The sequence below is a fragment of the Tolypothrix sp. PCC 7712 genome (genome assembly GCF_025860405.1).
GTDB lineage: Bacteria > Cyanobacteriota > Cyanobacteriia > Cyanobacteriales > Nostocaceae > Aulosira > Aulosira diplosiphon.
Genome location: NZ_CP063785.1, coordinates 1,182,206 through 1,197,294, shown reverse-complemented (window position 1 = coordinate 1,197,294; position 15,089 = coordinate 1,182,206). Strand labels below are relative to the sequence as shown.

Here is a 15,089-nt window from a genome sequence, read left to right as displayed (position 1 = left end):
GGGGACTGGGGACTGGGGACTGGGGATGAGGGGAAAAGGGGAAAGGGGAAAAGGAAAAAAGGGAAATTATTACCAATGCCCAATGCCCTATGCCCTATGCCCAATGCCCAATGCCCTATGCTCTATGCCCAATGCCCTTTTCACCGCAAAATATACAGAGAGTCATCCGGTTGCCATTGGTCGCGGGGGAGGGTGTAGTAAACTACATCATGACCGTAGTAGCTGGTATGCTTTTGATAATTCATCCCTAGCTTTTCAATTACACGCACAGAAGCGATGTTTTCTGGATGTGCGATCGCAACTATCCGATCTAACTTTACTTCCCAAAAACCATATTTTAAAGTGGCTTGCGATGCTTCTGTTGCTATACCCATGTTCCAAAAAGACTTGTCAAAAACGTAGCCTAGTTCCACTTCCGGCGTATCTGCCAAATAACCCAATCCACAACGCCCAATTATTTTGCCAGTTTCTTTGTGTATTACTGCCCACATACCAAAGTTGTTTTCTTCCCATTGTTTAATATGTCTGTATAAACTAGTCTGTGTTTGCTCTGCTGTTCTGGGTACCAGATATTTCATAATTTCCGCATCGCTGTAGATACGAAACAAGTCATCAAAATCAGCCAACGTTAAGTGTCTTAATCGCAGACGCAAAGTTTCTATTTCAGGCATAGTTTTACAAGGCAAAAGGAATTTGATGGCTGGCAAAATACTTATAGATGTGTCATTGCGAATGAAACGACGCAATATCTAGGGCTTGGAGTTCCTTCCCTGATGATAATGTTCGGTTAAGAACAGTTATTTATTGGCAAAAATGAGGTAGATGAGCAAGTAAAATCTTCTTTGCTCACCATATTTTATATCTTTTCAGCTAAATTTTATTGCCTTGAATCACACATAAGATAATTTCAAAGTAATTGCTGTTTACCATCAGTGAACTACTCAAGCTCAAACACATCTAAGCACATTAAATTTCTTCAGTTTCCTGTGATGCAGGCTTCTTGCCAGTCCAAGAAGCCTAATTCAATGAAATACTTGTTGGTTAAGGGGAAAAAGGGGAATGGGAAAAGGGAAATAAAAACCTTTAACCTTTAACCTTTTCCCCAAAACCAATTTGGAGTTCAAAATGCTTAACTGAGTAGTATTGCATTTAAATGGCGATTATCCTACCGCATCGAATTATTAATGACCAATTACCAATTACCAATTACCAATTACCAATTACCAATTACCAATTACCAATTACCACCAGCTATGTTCCAATTCTCCTGTTTGAATTTTGTCCCAGATATGTTCTCTACAAATAACTAGCTTCTCAAATGTAATTTGAATATTTCTCCGCATTGCGATTTTAATACAATCCATTTCCTGCTTCGAGAGCTTGCCATCTGCCACAGCACGCTCAACAATAATTTTTAGGTGGTTGATATCTTCGAGTTCGTCAGGTGATAAAGGCTGATAGTTAAATCGCTTGAATTCCATAGTTTGTCTGCGTCTACCGAATTTCCTTGAATTTGTTAAGCTTGTAAATTGGCTACGCGCTTAACGGTGTCATGCTATGGGAATTTTTTAGTGAACTCATCACCAGACTTGATCAATACCCATAGTAAAAGAAACCAAAACTGCAATATAGCTTTTTTACCATAACTATACTGAGAATTTGACGAATTTCTTAAGGAGCAGTACAGGCATAATGTCTAAAAAGCCTTCTCAAAGCGATTTTTTTAGCTTACAAACTTCTTCAGATAAATGGCAGCAGATGGTAACACAAGTTACATATCGTTTCAATCGCCAGTACGAGAATCAACCTTTTGAATTACCTGCAGAAGTTGAAGCGATGCCCATATATAGGGACTGGATTAGTGGTACATTACCAGGGAAAATCGCTTCTCATTTTTGGGAAATCGGGCAACCGCAAAAGAATCAGCATTGTTTAGACATTGGTTGCGGTGTCAGCTTTCTCATTTATCCTTGGCGAGATTGGCAAGCATACTTTTATGGGCAAGAAGTTAGTGTCATAGCACGAGATACCCTCAATTCCCGGGGTTCGCAATTAAACTCAAAGTTATTTAAAGGTGTAGAGTTAGGCCCAGCTCATCAATTAAAGTATTCTCAAGCTGTTTTTGATATGGCGATCGCAACAGGATTCAGCTGCTATTTTCCTTTAGATTATTGGACTGCTGTATTGTCAGAAGTCAAACGAGTCCTCAAACCTGGCGGACAATTTGTATTTGACATCCTCAATCCCGAACAGCCTTTAGCAGAAGATTGGGCAGTGTTAGAAACTTATTTAGGTGCAGAAGTATTTCTCGAGTCGATAGCAGACTGGGAAAAAACAATTAAAGCCGCTGGCGCTAAAATCGTCACCCGCAAATCTGGGGAATTGTTTGATTTATACAAAGTGAGATTTTGAAGTGGTGATTGGTAATGAGTAATGGGTAATAGGTAATGGGTAATGGGTAATGGGTAATAATAATTTCCCTTTTTTCCCCTTTCCCCTTTCTCCTTTCCCCTTTCCCCCTCATCCCCAATCCCCAGTCCCCAATCCCCAATCCCCCCCCAGACATAGCGTAATGCGTAGGTAGTTAACTATAATGCTCTTACTATGAGCACCTACTTACCCCTTAAAAAATCCTACAGACAACACCGTCGGCGTGAAAATGACTGGCGGTTATTTTTGCGCTTAGTACCTTATGCTCGTCGTAGCAGTCGATTGCTAGCGCTGTCAATGTTATTGCTCGTACCTATCGCCTTAGCTAATGCTGTACAACCATTATTGATTGGACAGGCGATTTCCTTGATTCGCCAGGAACCCAGCGTTTATGAGTTTCTCAAAAATCGTCCGTTGCTGCAAGGGTTAAATATCCTGGAAGGGTTGTTGCTGGTTGCAATTGTTATCAGGCTCTCACTTACAGGTTTTCAGGGTTATTTCGTACAAAAGTTAGGGCAACAAATTACAGCAGAAATTCGTGATGATTTATTTCATCATGTGACATCTTTATCTGTACGCTTTTTTGACCGCACACCGATTGGTAAATTAATTACCAGACTCACCAGCGATGTGGAAGCTTTAGGGGATGTGTTCTCTACGGGAGCAGTAGGAATTGTCTCTGATTTATTTTCTATGCTGGTAGTTATCAGCTTGATGTTTTCTCTGCAATGGGAATTGGCTTGTTTATTGCTGGTGATGCTGTTACCAGTGAGCTTGATCATCATCTACTTTCAACAACAGTATCGCCAATCAAATTACAAAGCACGAGAAGAACTTTCGATGCTGAATTCCCAACTGCAAGAAAATATAGTTGGGATTAATGTAGTGCAGCTGTTCCGTCGCGAAAAATTCAATGCTGAATTATTTCGCACTACTAATCAACGTTATAAACAGCAAATAGATAGAACCATTTTTTATGATTCGGCAGTTTCCGCCATTTTAGAATGGATTGGCTTAGTGGCGGTTGCAGCTGTGCTAGTAGTAGGTGCTTGGTTGCTACTAGGAAAAAGCATGACTTTTGGGGTTTTATCGGCATTTGTTTTGTATGCTCAACAATTATTTGAGCCTTTGCGGAATTTTGCCGAAAAATTTACTGTCATTCAAGCAGGTTTTACGGCGATTGAGCGAGTTATTAACATTTTAGATGAACCAATCGAAATCCGCGATCGCTATAATTCGCGAGTTTCAATTTATGATGCCAAATTCGGCTATATAGATGAGGTAGTTGCTAATCTCGAATCAGAAGTAGCAAAACCCCAAGCAGAGTTAGGAGAAATCCGCTTTGAACATGTATGGTTTGCCTATAAAGACAATGATTATGTAATCAAAGATTTAGATTTCACTATTCATCCTGGGGAAAAAATAGCATTAGTTGGGCCTACTGGTGCAGGTAAAAGTTCCATCATTCGGCTGCTATGTCGTCTTTACGAACCCACTCAAGGACGCATTCTTGTAGATGGAATCGATATTCGTGACTTACCACAAGCAGAATTGCGGCGTTATCTGGCGGTGATTTTACAAGAAGGGTTTTTATTTGCTGGGGATGTGAAAAGTAATATCACCCTGGGAGATAATTACAGCTTTGATCAAATCCAACAAGCTGCACACCGAACTAATATCGATCAGTTTATTCAACAATTACCTCAAGGCTATGATACCCAACTCAGAGAACGGGGTACAAATATTTCTAGCGGACAAAAACAACTTTTAGCTTTTGCTCGTGCGGCAATTCGCAATCCCCAAGTATTAGTATTAGATGAAGCTACAGCTAGCTTAGATGTAGGAACAGAAGCTTTAGTACAAGAAGCCTTAAATCAGCTTTTGATAGGGCGGACTGCAATTATTATTGCTCACCGCCTATCGACAATTCGCAATGTCAACCGCATTTTTGTGTTAAAGCGCGGTGAACTGATTGAGCAAGGAAGCCATGAAGAATTACTGCGAAAAGGCGGAATGTACGCCACCTTGCATAACTTACAAATGTTAGGAACGTAAACAAACTCAAAATAAATTTAAGATTTCGTAGGGTGTGTTGTCGCGCAGCGCACCTTAATTTTTAATAGCTCTTTGAAGAACTTAAAATTCAATACGGTTGGTTTAAGCTCATTAGTGATTGATTTGTCACTTATTAAAAAAGCCAGAAGAATTGGGGGATTCTCCCCCAAACCCCCGATTGGGTGACGGTTGCGTCCCCCAAACCCCCTCCAAAATTATTGTTCTGTTTTTTTGTTGAGTAACTAGTTTTTTGGTTTTGTGATCAATTAATTTTCTTAACTGAACTGTATTTACATAAAATTCAATTTCATCGGCGTTTATCTGCGTTTATCTGCGGTTTATTCAATCAAATTTCGTACCTCATTTTTGATTTTACATTGGTGCGTTGCACTGCGCGACAACACACCCTACATTTGCAATTAATTATGGATTTAAAAAATTTTGCTACAAATTGATGATGTGAAATGTCTCAATCCTCAATCCGATTCTTGGTAGATGTTCACTCCTTTGCTAATTGAAAGAATACTGATTTTTTAAGCGCTTAAACTCACAACTTTTCTAGAATCTAGGCAAAGTGCAGCTATAGAATACTTAAGAACTACTGAGGATTCTTTAGCATTACAAGAACTCTTCACTTCCACAGTTCTCTTTTCATCCTTCACTAACTTAGCTTTGTAAGTATATAGCGAACCTGAATTATCTTCAAAACTCAGTTCAGCTAATAAAGTCTGATTATCTAAACTTTGTTCCAGAATTTTACCTGTTACTGCGTAATTGAACCAATCCCATCCATGACGCAGAATTAATTCCTTTTCTAAAATTTGCAAGGATGCTGGCAAAATTCCCCAGCCGCGATAAACTTGATTAAATAACTGAATATCTCCGGTTCGAGTCAAAATTGATTTAAAAGTATCTTGGTCTAAATTACCATAATAGCGTCCTTCTGGTAAATCAATCATTGTCGGCGCAAATCGATGTCCACCAAAATGACTTGATTTCCAAATCCGCACATTTTCTAAGCCTGAATGAGCAATAGTTTCTTCAGCGTAGAAATAAAAAGGATTACCATATCTTGCACAGCATTTATCATGGCTGCCGTGAGTACATACTAAAATATCTCTAGTAACTTTAGTTTCTCTTTCATAATCAGAAACATTACCCCATAAGAATTTCTTTAGTAGCGTTGCTACTTGCTCAATATTCGCTAGCTGAAATTCATGCTTACGGTATCCTTGACTTAAGCCCTTTTGTTTTTGGTAAATTAACAGAGTTGTTTGTTCGACTTTATGCGATAAATCATTTGCAATTAATAGAAAGCGAATTGGTAATTTAGCACGTTTTACATCATCTACCAAAGCCTTTAAATTACTAGGTACCCATTTAGAATTAAAAGCTTCTGAAGTCCAAGGTGGTGGACATTCAACTAAAATATAAGTTTCGGAATTGGTAGCGCTACCAATTAAATCTTCTCCTATTTGTTTAGAATTGTCTGAACAGAAAAAAGTATTCATCTACCTGATCTCATGCTGATATTTTATGGACAATGTGAGGACAAAATAAAATTGTGAGCCTGGCTACCATAGCCTACAATTAACTGAATTAACTGGATAAAACCAGGTAGCCACTTTATAACATTCATTTCTACTAAACCTATTTCCGGTTAATAAATTCTCCACAATAGGGGTAGAAAAGCTGAGAAAAATTTCTTCCGTACCGACAAAGTTATTTTTGTATCCTTTGCCATTTGACAGTTGAAAAATTCTCAATTGCTGATGACAGCCTTGTGTACTCTTGATGAAAGAGCCACAGTCAAAGTATTGTAGCTTTAGCCTACTTAAGCGATTCAAGTAACTGATAACACAGTCATAAATCTGGCTAAAATTACGGGAGTTATTTAAATTTTTTTTAATTAAATGATATATATAATCATTTGTAGTCCGTGTCTCTACATCTGTAGGTATAAATTTACATTTGTACTGTTTTACTAAGGAACTTAGCTGTTTTCGCCACCATCTAATAGATTGAATCGCATTTCGCTTATATACTCCTACTGCTGGATGTAATCCGCCATCAGATAGAGAAATTGTCTGGATTGATTCATGGTCTTTTAAGTATTTATCTCTATTGGGCTTTAAAAACATATTGATAAAGATTCTCAATTAAGCTAGAAAAAAATAGAATTTTATAACTAAAAATTAGGTATTTTGTTTTATCACCTTTACTGACATTGTGTAAGGTTAAAAAAAGCAAAATTAACTGTGAATAAATAAGTTGCTGATTTTTGGAGGTAGGGAACTATTTTCCAGCAAATATTGTTAATTTTGCAGTTATATTCAGTTTTTAAAGAAATTGCCATCCCTTTTACTCGTTTCATCTACTGAAATTTTCATTGGGCTTTGATTTTATACCTACTTTGAATGTAACTGAAGTCAAGAATAAATGCAAGTATTTGATAACTTTTATGGATTTCGCTGCAATTTACAGACTCATCAATCCTAGATAAATCAAGACTAATAGCATAATTAATAGTTGAGTTTGCTCCTGATCATAACTATTGTGTTCTTCAATACAAATAATAGTTTTTCTCAATAGTGAATGAATATTGCAGTGAGAAAGGTGACAAATCAATGTTAGATAACACATAAGGGATAATTTTTATACTATGGTGCAAGGGCGATCGCATCCCAAAAAACTGCGCTACTGTACTGATCATCCATCAATTATGTGGTTAGATTATTTTTGGTCAGGGTGATGAGTCGAATATTGCGGCGCACAATGTCGCGGGTAGTGATACAACAAGAAGTCTGCAATGGCAACTGCGAAACATGACAAACTACTTTTAGCCACGATTCCTAATTTTGTGGGCGCTAAAGACTTACTATAAAAAGCGCAGGGAATACCCCCAGCTATTTACTCAACCAGAGTATGTCCATTTGAGAAATTTACATCTGCGATCGCCTGTTGCTATTGCAAATTGGCTACACAAGAATTTTGCAGCTTATACCAATTCAAATAATCTTTGCGGCATATCAATATATTCTAGAGGGCAAGCATAACTGTGCTCTCTAGAATATAAAGCAACATTTGCCTATACCTTAATTTTTGGATCTAAAACGATTTGCGAACCAGATTTATTGACATGGTAAGTCCAAGCTTGCTCTTTTACCTTAACTATTACTTCCCAGCCTTCAACAGGATTAAATTCTCTAGTACAGATGTCACCAAAGTTAAATTCGCAAGGATTACCAAAAGTTTTGGCTGTCGCTTGAGTTATTTGTAAATTTGCAACTGCTACCCCGGAACGTTTAGCCGCATCTGCCAAAACTCTATTGGCGATCGCTCTTGGTAAACTAGCATTTGGCGATGTCTTAATTTTGGGATCTAAAACAATTTGTGAACCGGATTTATTCACATGGTAAGTCCAAGATTGCTCTTTTACCTTAACTATTACTTCCCAGCCTTCAACAGGTTTGTAAATCTCTGCACAAACTTCGCCAAAATTAAAATGACATTCGTTACCAAAAGTTTTGGCTGTCGCTTGGGTAATTTGTAAATTTGTAACTGCTACTCCAGAACGTTTAGCCGCATCTGCTAAAACTTTATTAGCGATCGCTCTTGGTAAAGTAACATTTCCCGATACATTAATTTTGGGATCTAAGAGAATTTGTGAGCCATTTCTATTGGCGTGATAAGTCCAAGATTGCTCATTAACTTGCACAATTACTTCCCAACCCTGAATTGGCCGATATTCCCTTGTGCAAACTTCCCCAAACTGGAAAATACAAGGATTAGCAAAGGTTTTGGCTGTAGCTTGAGTTATTTTTAAATTAGCGATCGCTACTCCAGAACGCTTTGATACATCATTAAGTACAGCTTGAGCCACAACTTTGGGTAGTCTGTTTCCAGTATTTTGGACATTTTGGGATAATTGTATCTGTGCTGTGCGCGGAGCCGCAGTAGCAGTATTATTACTGCTAAGTCCAATTCCGTAGGATAGGAGACTGGTTAGCGCTAAAGTTAAAATCACGCCTTGCGGTATATGACTGGTAACGTTGCTCACATGGGATTGTTTAGGAATATTTGTCATGCTTTTATTACCTTGAGAATTGCATAGTTAAACTAGCTACTCATCCCAATTCTCCGGAATAAGCACTTAATAGTGATAATTTTTCGGGAATTATTTAAATTTGCGTACTACTTTGCTAGTAGCGGTGACGCTGAGGTTACTAAATATTAACCCTGTTTTGTCACTCTGGCAGTAGTATAATAAGGTAAAAATGCTAGAACCAAGACACAGAGCATGGTACAGCCCCGTCCAGCCGCACCAACAGTCAAATTTGTGGACGAATATTGCCAGTGGTATAAAAGTCTGTTTCCAGATGTTAGGAGTTTCGAGGCTTTTAAATATCTCCATGTAGGCTGCATTTCTGATCTAAAACGTAAAACATTGCCAGAAATAGCAAAAATCGTAGGATTAGATAACCAGCAAGGGTTGCATCATTTTCTAACTACATCACCTTGGGATATAGAAAAGTTAAGAACCTTAAGGTTAGAGTTAATTTTACAAGTGCTAAAAGGTAGACCAATCATTTTAATTATTGATGAGACAGGGGATAAAAAGAAAGGGAGCAAGACAGATTATGTGAAACGGCAGTATATAGGAAATTTGGGAAAAACAGATAATGGAATTGTGGCAGTGACAGTATATGGTGTTTTCTGTGGGATGACATTTCCATTACTGTTTGAAGTGTATAAACCCAGGGAAAGATTACAGGCAGGAGATAAGTACCGCACTAAACCAGAAATAGCAGCAATACTGATAAAAAAGCTACAATCAATGGGTTTTAAATTCAACTTAGTACTTGCAGATAGCTTATATGGAGAGAGTGGTAAGAATTTCATATCTGTATTAGATGAACTAAACTTGAACTATATAGTAGCGATTCGGTCAAATCATTATGTAGAAATACTTCCACGACAACATATTCAATATTTAAAGTGGCAGAAGTTTCAAAGGGTATTCTCTGACTTGAGTCGGGAAAATCGATTTATTAGAGAAATTATTCCGGGAAAACGTGGAGAACTTAGATATTGGCAAATTACTACAGATCCAGAAAATTTGCCTGATAACACTACTTGGTATGTGATGAGTAAATATCCAGACATTACGCCAAGAGAAGTTGGAAATTTTTACGGTTTAAGAACTTGGGTCGAGTACGGGTTAAAACAAAGTAAGAATGAATTAGGTTGGTCAGATTTTCGCCTGACTCACTACCCAGATATTGAGCGATGGTGGGAAATTATTTGCAGTGCTTATTTAATGGTTAGTCTGCATTCGGAGCAACTGTTTCAGTCTCCATCACAACGAGAGTCAAAATTTGTTTCACATCCTTGGTGGGATAATGGAAATGGCTGGAAGAACATTCTTAACAATCTTCGTTTGATTATTCAACCTTTTACTTTATTTAATCTGATATATCCCTGGTTAACGGTTTTTCCTATTCCTCAATTAGCTTTGGGTTTTTTTAAACTTCAATCTATTATTTATAGCCTCACCAGTTCAATTTTTATATCCCTGATTCACCCTGATTTCTACTTTTCCTCTGCCTAGAGTGACAAAAGAGGGTTAAGTGCATCCTGATAGCGAATGAGTATTCAGATAGTTTCTTTGACGTTACAGTTGCTATCTAGTTTCCTGAGTTCAAATTATATCTTATAGCCCGAGGTAGGGAGCGTTTATGCTACTTGTTGCTAGTGCTTTACAGCACTAGTTAAGAGCTTCTATTTTGTATTTGTCCTCATATACAATAGGGTTTTGTTACCAATAATATAAGATAAACTGCGTAGATTAAATTACGCGATCGCACTTCCTAAGCCACACCATATCCTGTATAGGGACGCTTATAAGGTGGATGTAATCCCAACACAATATCTTCTTTTTTTATACCTATCTCTAATAATTCTTGGGCAATATCAACATCTATCATGTTGCGCTGAATCCAAATTTTGCCATCCTTGATGTCTAAGTGCATTACACAGTTATAAATTCGCTTCATTCCCTCCCACCCAAGTTCTAATAACTGGTAATGAGCGTTTTTTGTATCAAGAATTAACTGAGATTCTATATCTAAATCACTAGAGTCAGAATCAGCATGAGAAATTAACAGTTCTTCGATACTTTGGCGATACTGTTCTATTTTCTCCATAGCCTCTCATCTTCTGAGATTACAAAATTAACCGCTACGGCTAAAAAACACCGCCGCGATCACAATTAAACCTAACATTGCCAAGGGAACCCAGAGATTTGGGAGATCTGACCAACTCATCACGCAGCTATTCCATTATCAGGGATAATTCCTTTTATACCGTAAGCAGCCTGCATGGAGAAACTGATGATGACATCTCCAGATACAGTGTGGCTACAAGAACGTACAGCTTTAGAAATTCTCTCACCTACGGTTTTAGAAGCGATCGCTCAGGTGATGGAGTTACAAGTTGTGCCAGCTAACACTACTCTAGTAAGCGAAGGTTCTCCTCCGCAAGCACTTTATGTTGTCCAAAGTGGTCAGTTAGAAAGCGAACCTAGTGAAACTAACTCAGCCTTACCTCGGGGATTTCTCCCGGGAGAAGTGATTCACCTCAAAGAATTACTGTTAGATGAATCAACACCATTTGCAATTACTACCCTCTCAGAATGTCAATTATGGGTTGTACCTGCGGATAAATTTCGCGCTTTAGTCACTCAATACCCAGAAATTAATCAAGCTTTTTTCCGGCTATTGGCGCAAGAATTGGCTGAGGTAACATCGGCTTTAAGCTATGAACAAGAACGTGCTGTAGCTTTGCGACCATATTTAGTCACCAAGGCTCAACGGGGAATTGTGGGTACAAGTCGGTATGCTATACGTTTGCGGGAGCAAATCCGAGAAGCTAGCAGCGATCGCAAATCTGTAGAAATCTTTGGCGAACCTGGGTTAGAAAAAGATAATATTGCGACTTTAATTCACTTTAGTTCTCCGCAGCGGCGAGAGCCAATTATTAAAATCAATTGTGGTATTCTGCAAACCAGTGGCGCAGAGTTATTCGGACGCGCTGGCGGAAAACCAGGATTATTGGAATGGTTAGGGGAAGGTAGTTTAATTCTCAATAATCTCCAAGAATTGCCAACAGAATTATTACCGGAAGTCGCCAATTTACTCACTACAAATACATATACTCCTATTAGTCGTCCGGGAGAACCCAAAGCGGAACCACGTAGCAGTCAAGCCAGAATTCTTATTGTTTCTGAAAAAGCTGATTCTCAGATTGAGCGCTGTATCGGTCATGTAATGAAAGTACCGCCTCTGCGGGTACGCAAAGCTGATATTAAAGCACAGGTGGAATATTACATCAGTCTCTACAGCCGTGCGCGCGGTTTATCCAAACCGCATATTACCCCCGAAGCCTTACGCCGCCTACAGACTTACGACTTCCCGGGTAATCTTAAAGAATTGAAAAATTTAGTGGAACGGGCGATCGTCCAAGTAGGAGAAGGGAAAGAACTCACAGAAGAAATCTTTTGGTCAGCCGAACCCCAGAAAAAGCAATTTCGCGTTAATTTATTAAATGCTTATCCTGGTTTGCGGAGGTTCTTACGTAGTGACTGGTGGCCCGATCGCATTAATTATGGTTTTACCTTTGCAGCCTTCGCTTTTTTGCTTGGTGTATTATTTATTGGCCCTCAAACACGCGATCGCAATTTTGCTTTAAATCTGTTTTGGGCTTGGTGGTGGCCGTTCTTTCTTTTCCTCTTCCCTTTTCTGGGGCGCATCTGGTGTTCTGTATGCCCGTTTATGATTTACGGTGAAATTACGCAAAAATTATCGCTGAAGTTGTTTCCGCGAAAACTCCAGCGCTGGCCACGAGAAGAAGCTGAGAAATGGGGTGGCTGGTTTTTATTTGGGCTATTTACCCTGATTTTCTTATGGGAAGAACTCTGGAAGTTAGAAGATACAGCTTACCTTTCGGGTTGCTTGCTGCTATTAATCACCGCTGGGGCAATGATATTTTCCGCCCTGTTTGAGCGCAGGTTTTGGTGCCGCTATCTTTGTCCCATCGGCGGCATGAATGGATTATTTGCTAAACTCTCAATGACAGAACTCCGCGCCCAGCAAGGAATTTGTTCCGCCAGTTGTACGACTTACCAATGCTACAAAGGCGGGCCGCAAAAAGGTGAGGGCATGGAAACCAACGGCTGTCCTTTGTACTCCCATCCTGCACAATTAGAAGATAACAAAGATTGTGTCCTGTGCATGACCTGCCTGAAAGCCTGTCCCCATCGTTCCGTCGAGTTTAACTTACGTCCCCCAGGAATTGAACTCTGGACAACTCATGTTGCCCATAACTATGAAGTAGCGCTGTTATTTTTGCTCTTGGGTGGTATATATCTGCATCGCTTGCCAGAATTACAAGCTTGGTTAGGTTTAAACCTAGATTTAACAATTTTTTGGCAGCATTTAGGATTGTCTGTGGTAGTGTTGATTATTCCGGCAGCGATTTGCTTACTAGCTTACGGCTTCACGCAACTGTTTAATTCTGGACGAAAACCTAAAAAATTTATTGAGCTTGCTTATGGTTACCTACCATTAGTATTAGGAGGTAACTTTGCCCATTATCTGCGTTTAGGTTTAGGAGAAGGTGGGCGAATTCTTCCTGTAACTTTTGCTACCTTTGGTTTAAATGGAGAACAGTTACCCGTATTGATAGCACACCCCGCAGTAATTGACTTTCTGCAAGGCAGCACCCTGATTATATCCGTGTTGCTAACCGTAGTATTAACGCAAAACATCGCACGTCAACCGCTGAAAGCCCTACTCTGGCAACATTTAGCAACGATTGGGCTGGCTGTTAGTATGTGGATGATTATCGTTTTTTAACGAATTTTTCCGTCTTGTGTAAGGATTACAAGTAATGCAAGTTATCAAAAGATCCCTAAAGCCACAAACCTACATATCTTTCTTTTATATCTACCAAACTACTTGGGGTATGGCTGGTGATATCTGTTTAATCCGTGAATCTGTAGCTAAAGAAAGTGTATCGAAATTTATTGGGCGCAAAGTCCAATTAGCATTGCCAAAACGACTGGAGCGCGATCGCTTGGCTAACTGTCCCATAATTAAAGTTGCGGGTAATGTTGGCGAAGGACATCCTAAAGATCACCCATTTGAATGGGAAGCTTACGAAGGTATAGATAAAGAAATAGCCAAAGCAGCCCTCAAACCTTGGGGCTTCAAGTTAATTGACAGCTAATTTGGCGATTTGATCAGCTCAGATCAACTCGCTGGAGCAAAGCTTTAGCGAGTATTTGAGCATCCTTATACAATTTTGGATTTTAGATTTTGGATTTTGGATTAGTTATGATAACCGCCTCAATTAGCTGATTATTCCCTAAATTTTAAAGATTTGTGGTTTTAAAAGTATTACATTGTTCAGGATTACCTGTTTGAATACCGCGTTTAAACCAACGGACTCTTTGAGCCGAACTACCGTGAGTGAAGGATTCAGGAATCACGTATCCTCTAGCTTGATTTTGTAAGCGATCGTCTCCAATACTGCTTGCAGCATTGAGCGCTTCTTCAATATCACCTGATTCTAGAATTTGACGTGAGCGATCGGCATGATATGCCCAAACTCCAGCAAAACAATCAGCTTGTAATTCTTGGCGCACTGAAAGTTGATTGGCTTCTACTTCATCAGCTTGACGCTGCAAGGTTCGTACCTGTTGAGAAATTCCCATGAGATTTTGGACATGGTGTCCAACTTCATGAGCAACTACATAAGCTTGGGCAAAATCTCCTGGTGCTTGGTAGCGATTTTTTAGATCCCCATAAAAGCTTAAATCTATGTAGAGCTTTTGATCGCTAGGACAATAAAAAGGCCCAACAGCCGATCGCGTAAAGCCGCAAGCCGATTCCACCGCATCCGAATATAAAACTAAAGTCGGTTCCCGATAAGTTTTTCCTTGTTGCTGAAACAAGCTGCTCCAGGTATCTTCTGTATCTGCGAGGACAACGGAAACAAAATCAGCCATGCGATCGCTATTTGCGGAACGTTGGGTTTGGGAAGATTGCGAGTCAGGGCGATCGCTTGGTTGTTGCTCCCAAATGACGCTAGGATCGCCACCTAATAAAGCAACTATCACAGATAAAATAACTGCTCCGATACCACCTCCCACCACAGGAGCCGAAATCCTAGCTCCTCGCCTGTCTTCAACATTGGTACTTCTTCGCCCAAATTCCCAGCGCATAACTTCAAGTCTCCAAATTACTTAACCTGGCAGCAGTGAGAAAATGCAGATTCCTATAGCGGAACACCGCATACAGAAAGCAGCATAATTAAGCAAAGATATTAGTATTTATAAAGACCAAAATCTTCCGCCCAAGGGAAAGCAATACTGTACCCCTGAAGAGGGAATTAAACATTCAAAATTTAAAATTCAAATTATCATCAACCCTAAAACAGATTTATTTAAAGACCATTTATAAAATGTAGGGTGTGTTACGGCTACGAAATGATTTCGGACACAGAGACAATTAAATTTAGCCGTAACGCACCATTGCCCACTA

The 15,089-nt window shown here is 39.2% G+C and carries 12 protein-coding genes; 5 read left to right on the top strand and 7 right to left on the bottom strand.

Annotated features, from left to right (window positions below; all coding sequences use genetic code 11):
- Window positions 1-140 precede the first annotated feature (140 nt).
- Window positions 141-671: a GNAT family N-acetyltransferase gene (locus HGR01_RS04715; protein ID WP_045872565.1), complete on the bottom strand. Its 531-nt coding sequence runs from the start codon at window positions 669-671 to the stop codon at window positions 141-143.
- 570 nt (window positions 672-1,241) lie between these two features.
- The gene (locus HGR01_RS04710; RefSeq protein WP_045872566.1) at window positions 1,242-1,481 is read right to left on the bottom strand and encodes a hypothetical protein; all 240 of its coding nucleotides are present in this window, start codon (window positions 1,479-1,481) and stop codon (window positions 1,242-1,244) included.
- Window positions 1,482-1,692: 211 nt separating this feature from the next.
- Here HGR01_RS04710 and HGR01_RS04705 point away from each other — a divergent pair, with 211 nt between their 5' ends.
- Both HGR01_RS04705 and HGR01_RS04700 read left to right on the top strand, forming a co-directional pair.
- Window positions 1,693-2,412 (top strand): class I SAM-dependent methyltransferase, encoded by a 720-nt coding sequence (locus HGR01_RS04705; RefSeq protein ID WP_045872567.1) that lies wholly within the window; start codon window positions 1,693-1,695, stop codon window positions 2,410-2,412.
- A gap of 192 nt (window positions 2,413-2,604) precedes the next feature.
- Window positions 2,605-4,485, top strand: a complete 1,881-nt coding sequence (locus tag HGR01_RS04700; RefSeq protein ID WP_045872568.1) for an ABC transporter ATP-binding protein — start codon at window positions 2,605-2,607, stop codon at window positions 4,483-4,485.
- Window positions 4,486-5,018: 533 nt separating this feature from the next.
- Here the strand turns inward: HGR01_RS04700 and HGR01_RS04695 are convergent.
- The 3 genes from HGR01_RS04695 to HGR01_RS04685 form a co-directional block, all read right to left on the bottom strand.
- Window positions 5,019-5,996: a sucrase ferredoxin gene (locus HGR01_RS04695; protein ID WP_045872569.1), complete on the bottom strand. Its 978-nt coding sequence runs from the start codon at window positions 5,994-5,996 to the stop codon at window positions 5,019-5,021.
- Window positions 5,997-6,059: 63 nt separating this feature from the next.
- Window positions 6,060-6,626, bottom strand: a complete 567-nt coding sequence (locus HGR01_RS04690) for a hypothetical protein (RefSeq protein ID WP_045872570.1) — start codon at window positions 6,624-6,626, stop codon at window positions 6,060-6,062.
- Between the two features lie 947 nt (window positions 6,627-7,573).
- Window positions 7,574-8,572, bottom strand: a complete 999-nt coding sequence (locus HGR01_RS04685; protein WP_045872571.1) for a hypothetical protein — start codon at window positions 8,570-8,572, stop codon at window positions 7,574-7,576.
- Window positions 8,573-8,785: 213 nt separating this feature from the next.
- Here HGR01_RS04685 and HGR01_RS04680 point away from each other — a divergent pair, with 213 nt between their 5' ends.
- Window positions 8,786-10,096, top strand: coding sequence for an IS701 family transposase (locus tag HGR01_RS04680; RefSeq protein WP_096621593.1), 1,311 nt, complete (start codon window positions 8,786-8,788; stop codon window positions 10,094-10,096).
- Window positions 10,097-10,355: 259 nt separating this feature from the next.
- Here the strand turns inward: HGR01_RS04680 and HGR01_RS04675 are convergent, their stop codons facing one another.
- Window positions 10,356-10,691: a XisI protein gene (locus tag HGR01_RS04675; RefSeq protein WP_045872572.1), complete on the bottom strand. Its 336-nt coding sequence runs from the start codon at window positions 10,689-10,691 to the stop codon at window positions 10,356-10,358.
- Window positions 10,692-10,880: 189 nt separating this feature from the next.
- Between HGR01_RS04675 and HGR01_RS04670 the strand changes: the two genes are divergently transcribed.
- Both HGR01_RS04670 and HGR01_RS04665 read left to right on the top strand, forming a co-directional pair.
- On the top strand, window positions 10,881-13,400 hold the full coding sequence (locus tag HGR01_RS04670; RefSeq protein ID WP_045872573.1) for a cyclic nucleotide-binding domain-containing protein: 2,520 nt from the start codon (window positions 10,881-10,883) through the stop codon (window positions 13,398-13,400).
- Between the two features lie 34 nt (window positions 13,401-13,434).
- A complete protein-coding gene (locus tag HGR01_RS04665) occupies window positions 13,435-13,773 on the top strand; it encodes a hypothetical protein (RefSeq protein ID WP_045872574.1) in 339 nt (112 codons plus the stop codon).
- A 145-nt stretch (window positions 13,774-13,918) separates the two neighbouring features.
- Here HGR01_RS04665 and HGR01_RS04660 read toward each other — a convergent pair whose 3' ends face one another.
- The gene (locus HGR01_RS04660; protein ID WP_045872575.1) at window positions 13,919-14,770 is read right to left on the bottom strand and encodes a neutral zinc metallopeptidase; all 852 of its coding nucleotides are present in this window, start codon (window positions 14,768-14,770) and stop codon (window positions 13,919-13,921) included.
- Window positions 14,771-15,089: the final 319 nt, after the last annotated feature.

What these genes read in the sequence shown, in the direction of transcription:
- HGR01_RS04715 (WP_045872565.1), bottom strand. Translation starts at nt 671, where the DNA reads ATGCCTGAAATAGAAACTTTGCGTCTGCGATTAAGACACTTAACGTTG.
- HGR01_RS04710 (WP_045872566.1), bottom strand. Translation starts at nt 1,481, where the DNA reads ATGGAATTCAAGCGATTTAACTATCAGCCTTTATCACCTGACGAACTC.
- HGR01_RS04705 (WP_045872567.1), top strand. Translation starts at nt 1,693, where the DNA reads ATGTCTAAAAAGCCTTCTCAAAGCGATTTTTTTAGCTTACAAACTTCT.
- HGR01_RS04700 (WP_045872568.1), top strand. Translation starts at nt 2,605, where the DNA reads ATGAGCACCTACTTACCCCTTAAAAAATCCTACAGACAACACCGTCGG.
- HGR01_RS04695 (WP_045872569.1), bottom strand. Translation starts at nt 5,996, where the DNA reads ATGAATACTTTTTTCTGTTCAGACAATTCTAAACAAATAGGAGAAGAT.
- HGR01_RS04690 (WP_045872570.1), bottom strand. Translation starts at nt 6,626, where the DNA reads ATGTTTTTAAAGCCCAATAGAGATAAATACTTAAAAGACCATGAATCA.
- HGR01_RS04685 (WP_045872571.1), bottom strand. Translation starts at nt 8,572, where the DNA reads ATGACAAATATTCCTAAACAATCCCATGTGAGCAACGTTACCAGTCAT.
- HGR01_RS04680 (WP_096621593.1), top strand. Translation starts at nt 8,786, where the DNA reads ATGGTACAGCCCCGTCCAGCCGCACCAACAGTCAAATTTGTGGACGAA.
- HGR01_RS04675 (WP_045872572.1), bottom strand. Translation starts at nt 10,691, where the DNA reads ATGGAGAAAATAGAACAGTATCGCCAAAGTATCGAAGAACTGTTAATT.
- HGR01_RS04670 (WP_045872573.1), top strand. Translation starts at nt 10,881, where the DNA reads ATGACATCTCCAGATACAGTGTGGCTACAAGAACGTACAGCTTTAGAA.
- HGR01_RS04665 (WP_045872574.1), top strand. Translation starts at nt 13,435, where the DNA reads ATGCAAGTTATCAAAAGATCCCTAAAGCCACAAACCTACATATCTTTC.
- HGR01_RS04660 (WP_045872575.1), bottom strand. Translation starts at nt 14,770, where the DNA reads ATGCGCTGGGAATTTGGGCGAAGAAGTACCAATGTTGAAGACAGGCGA.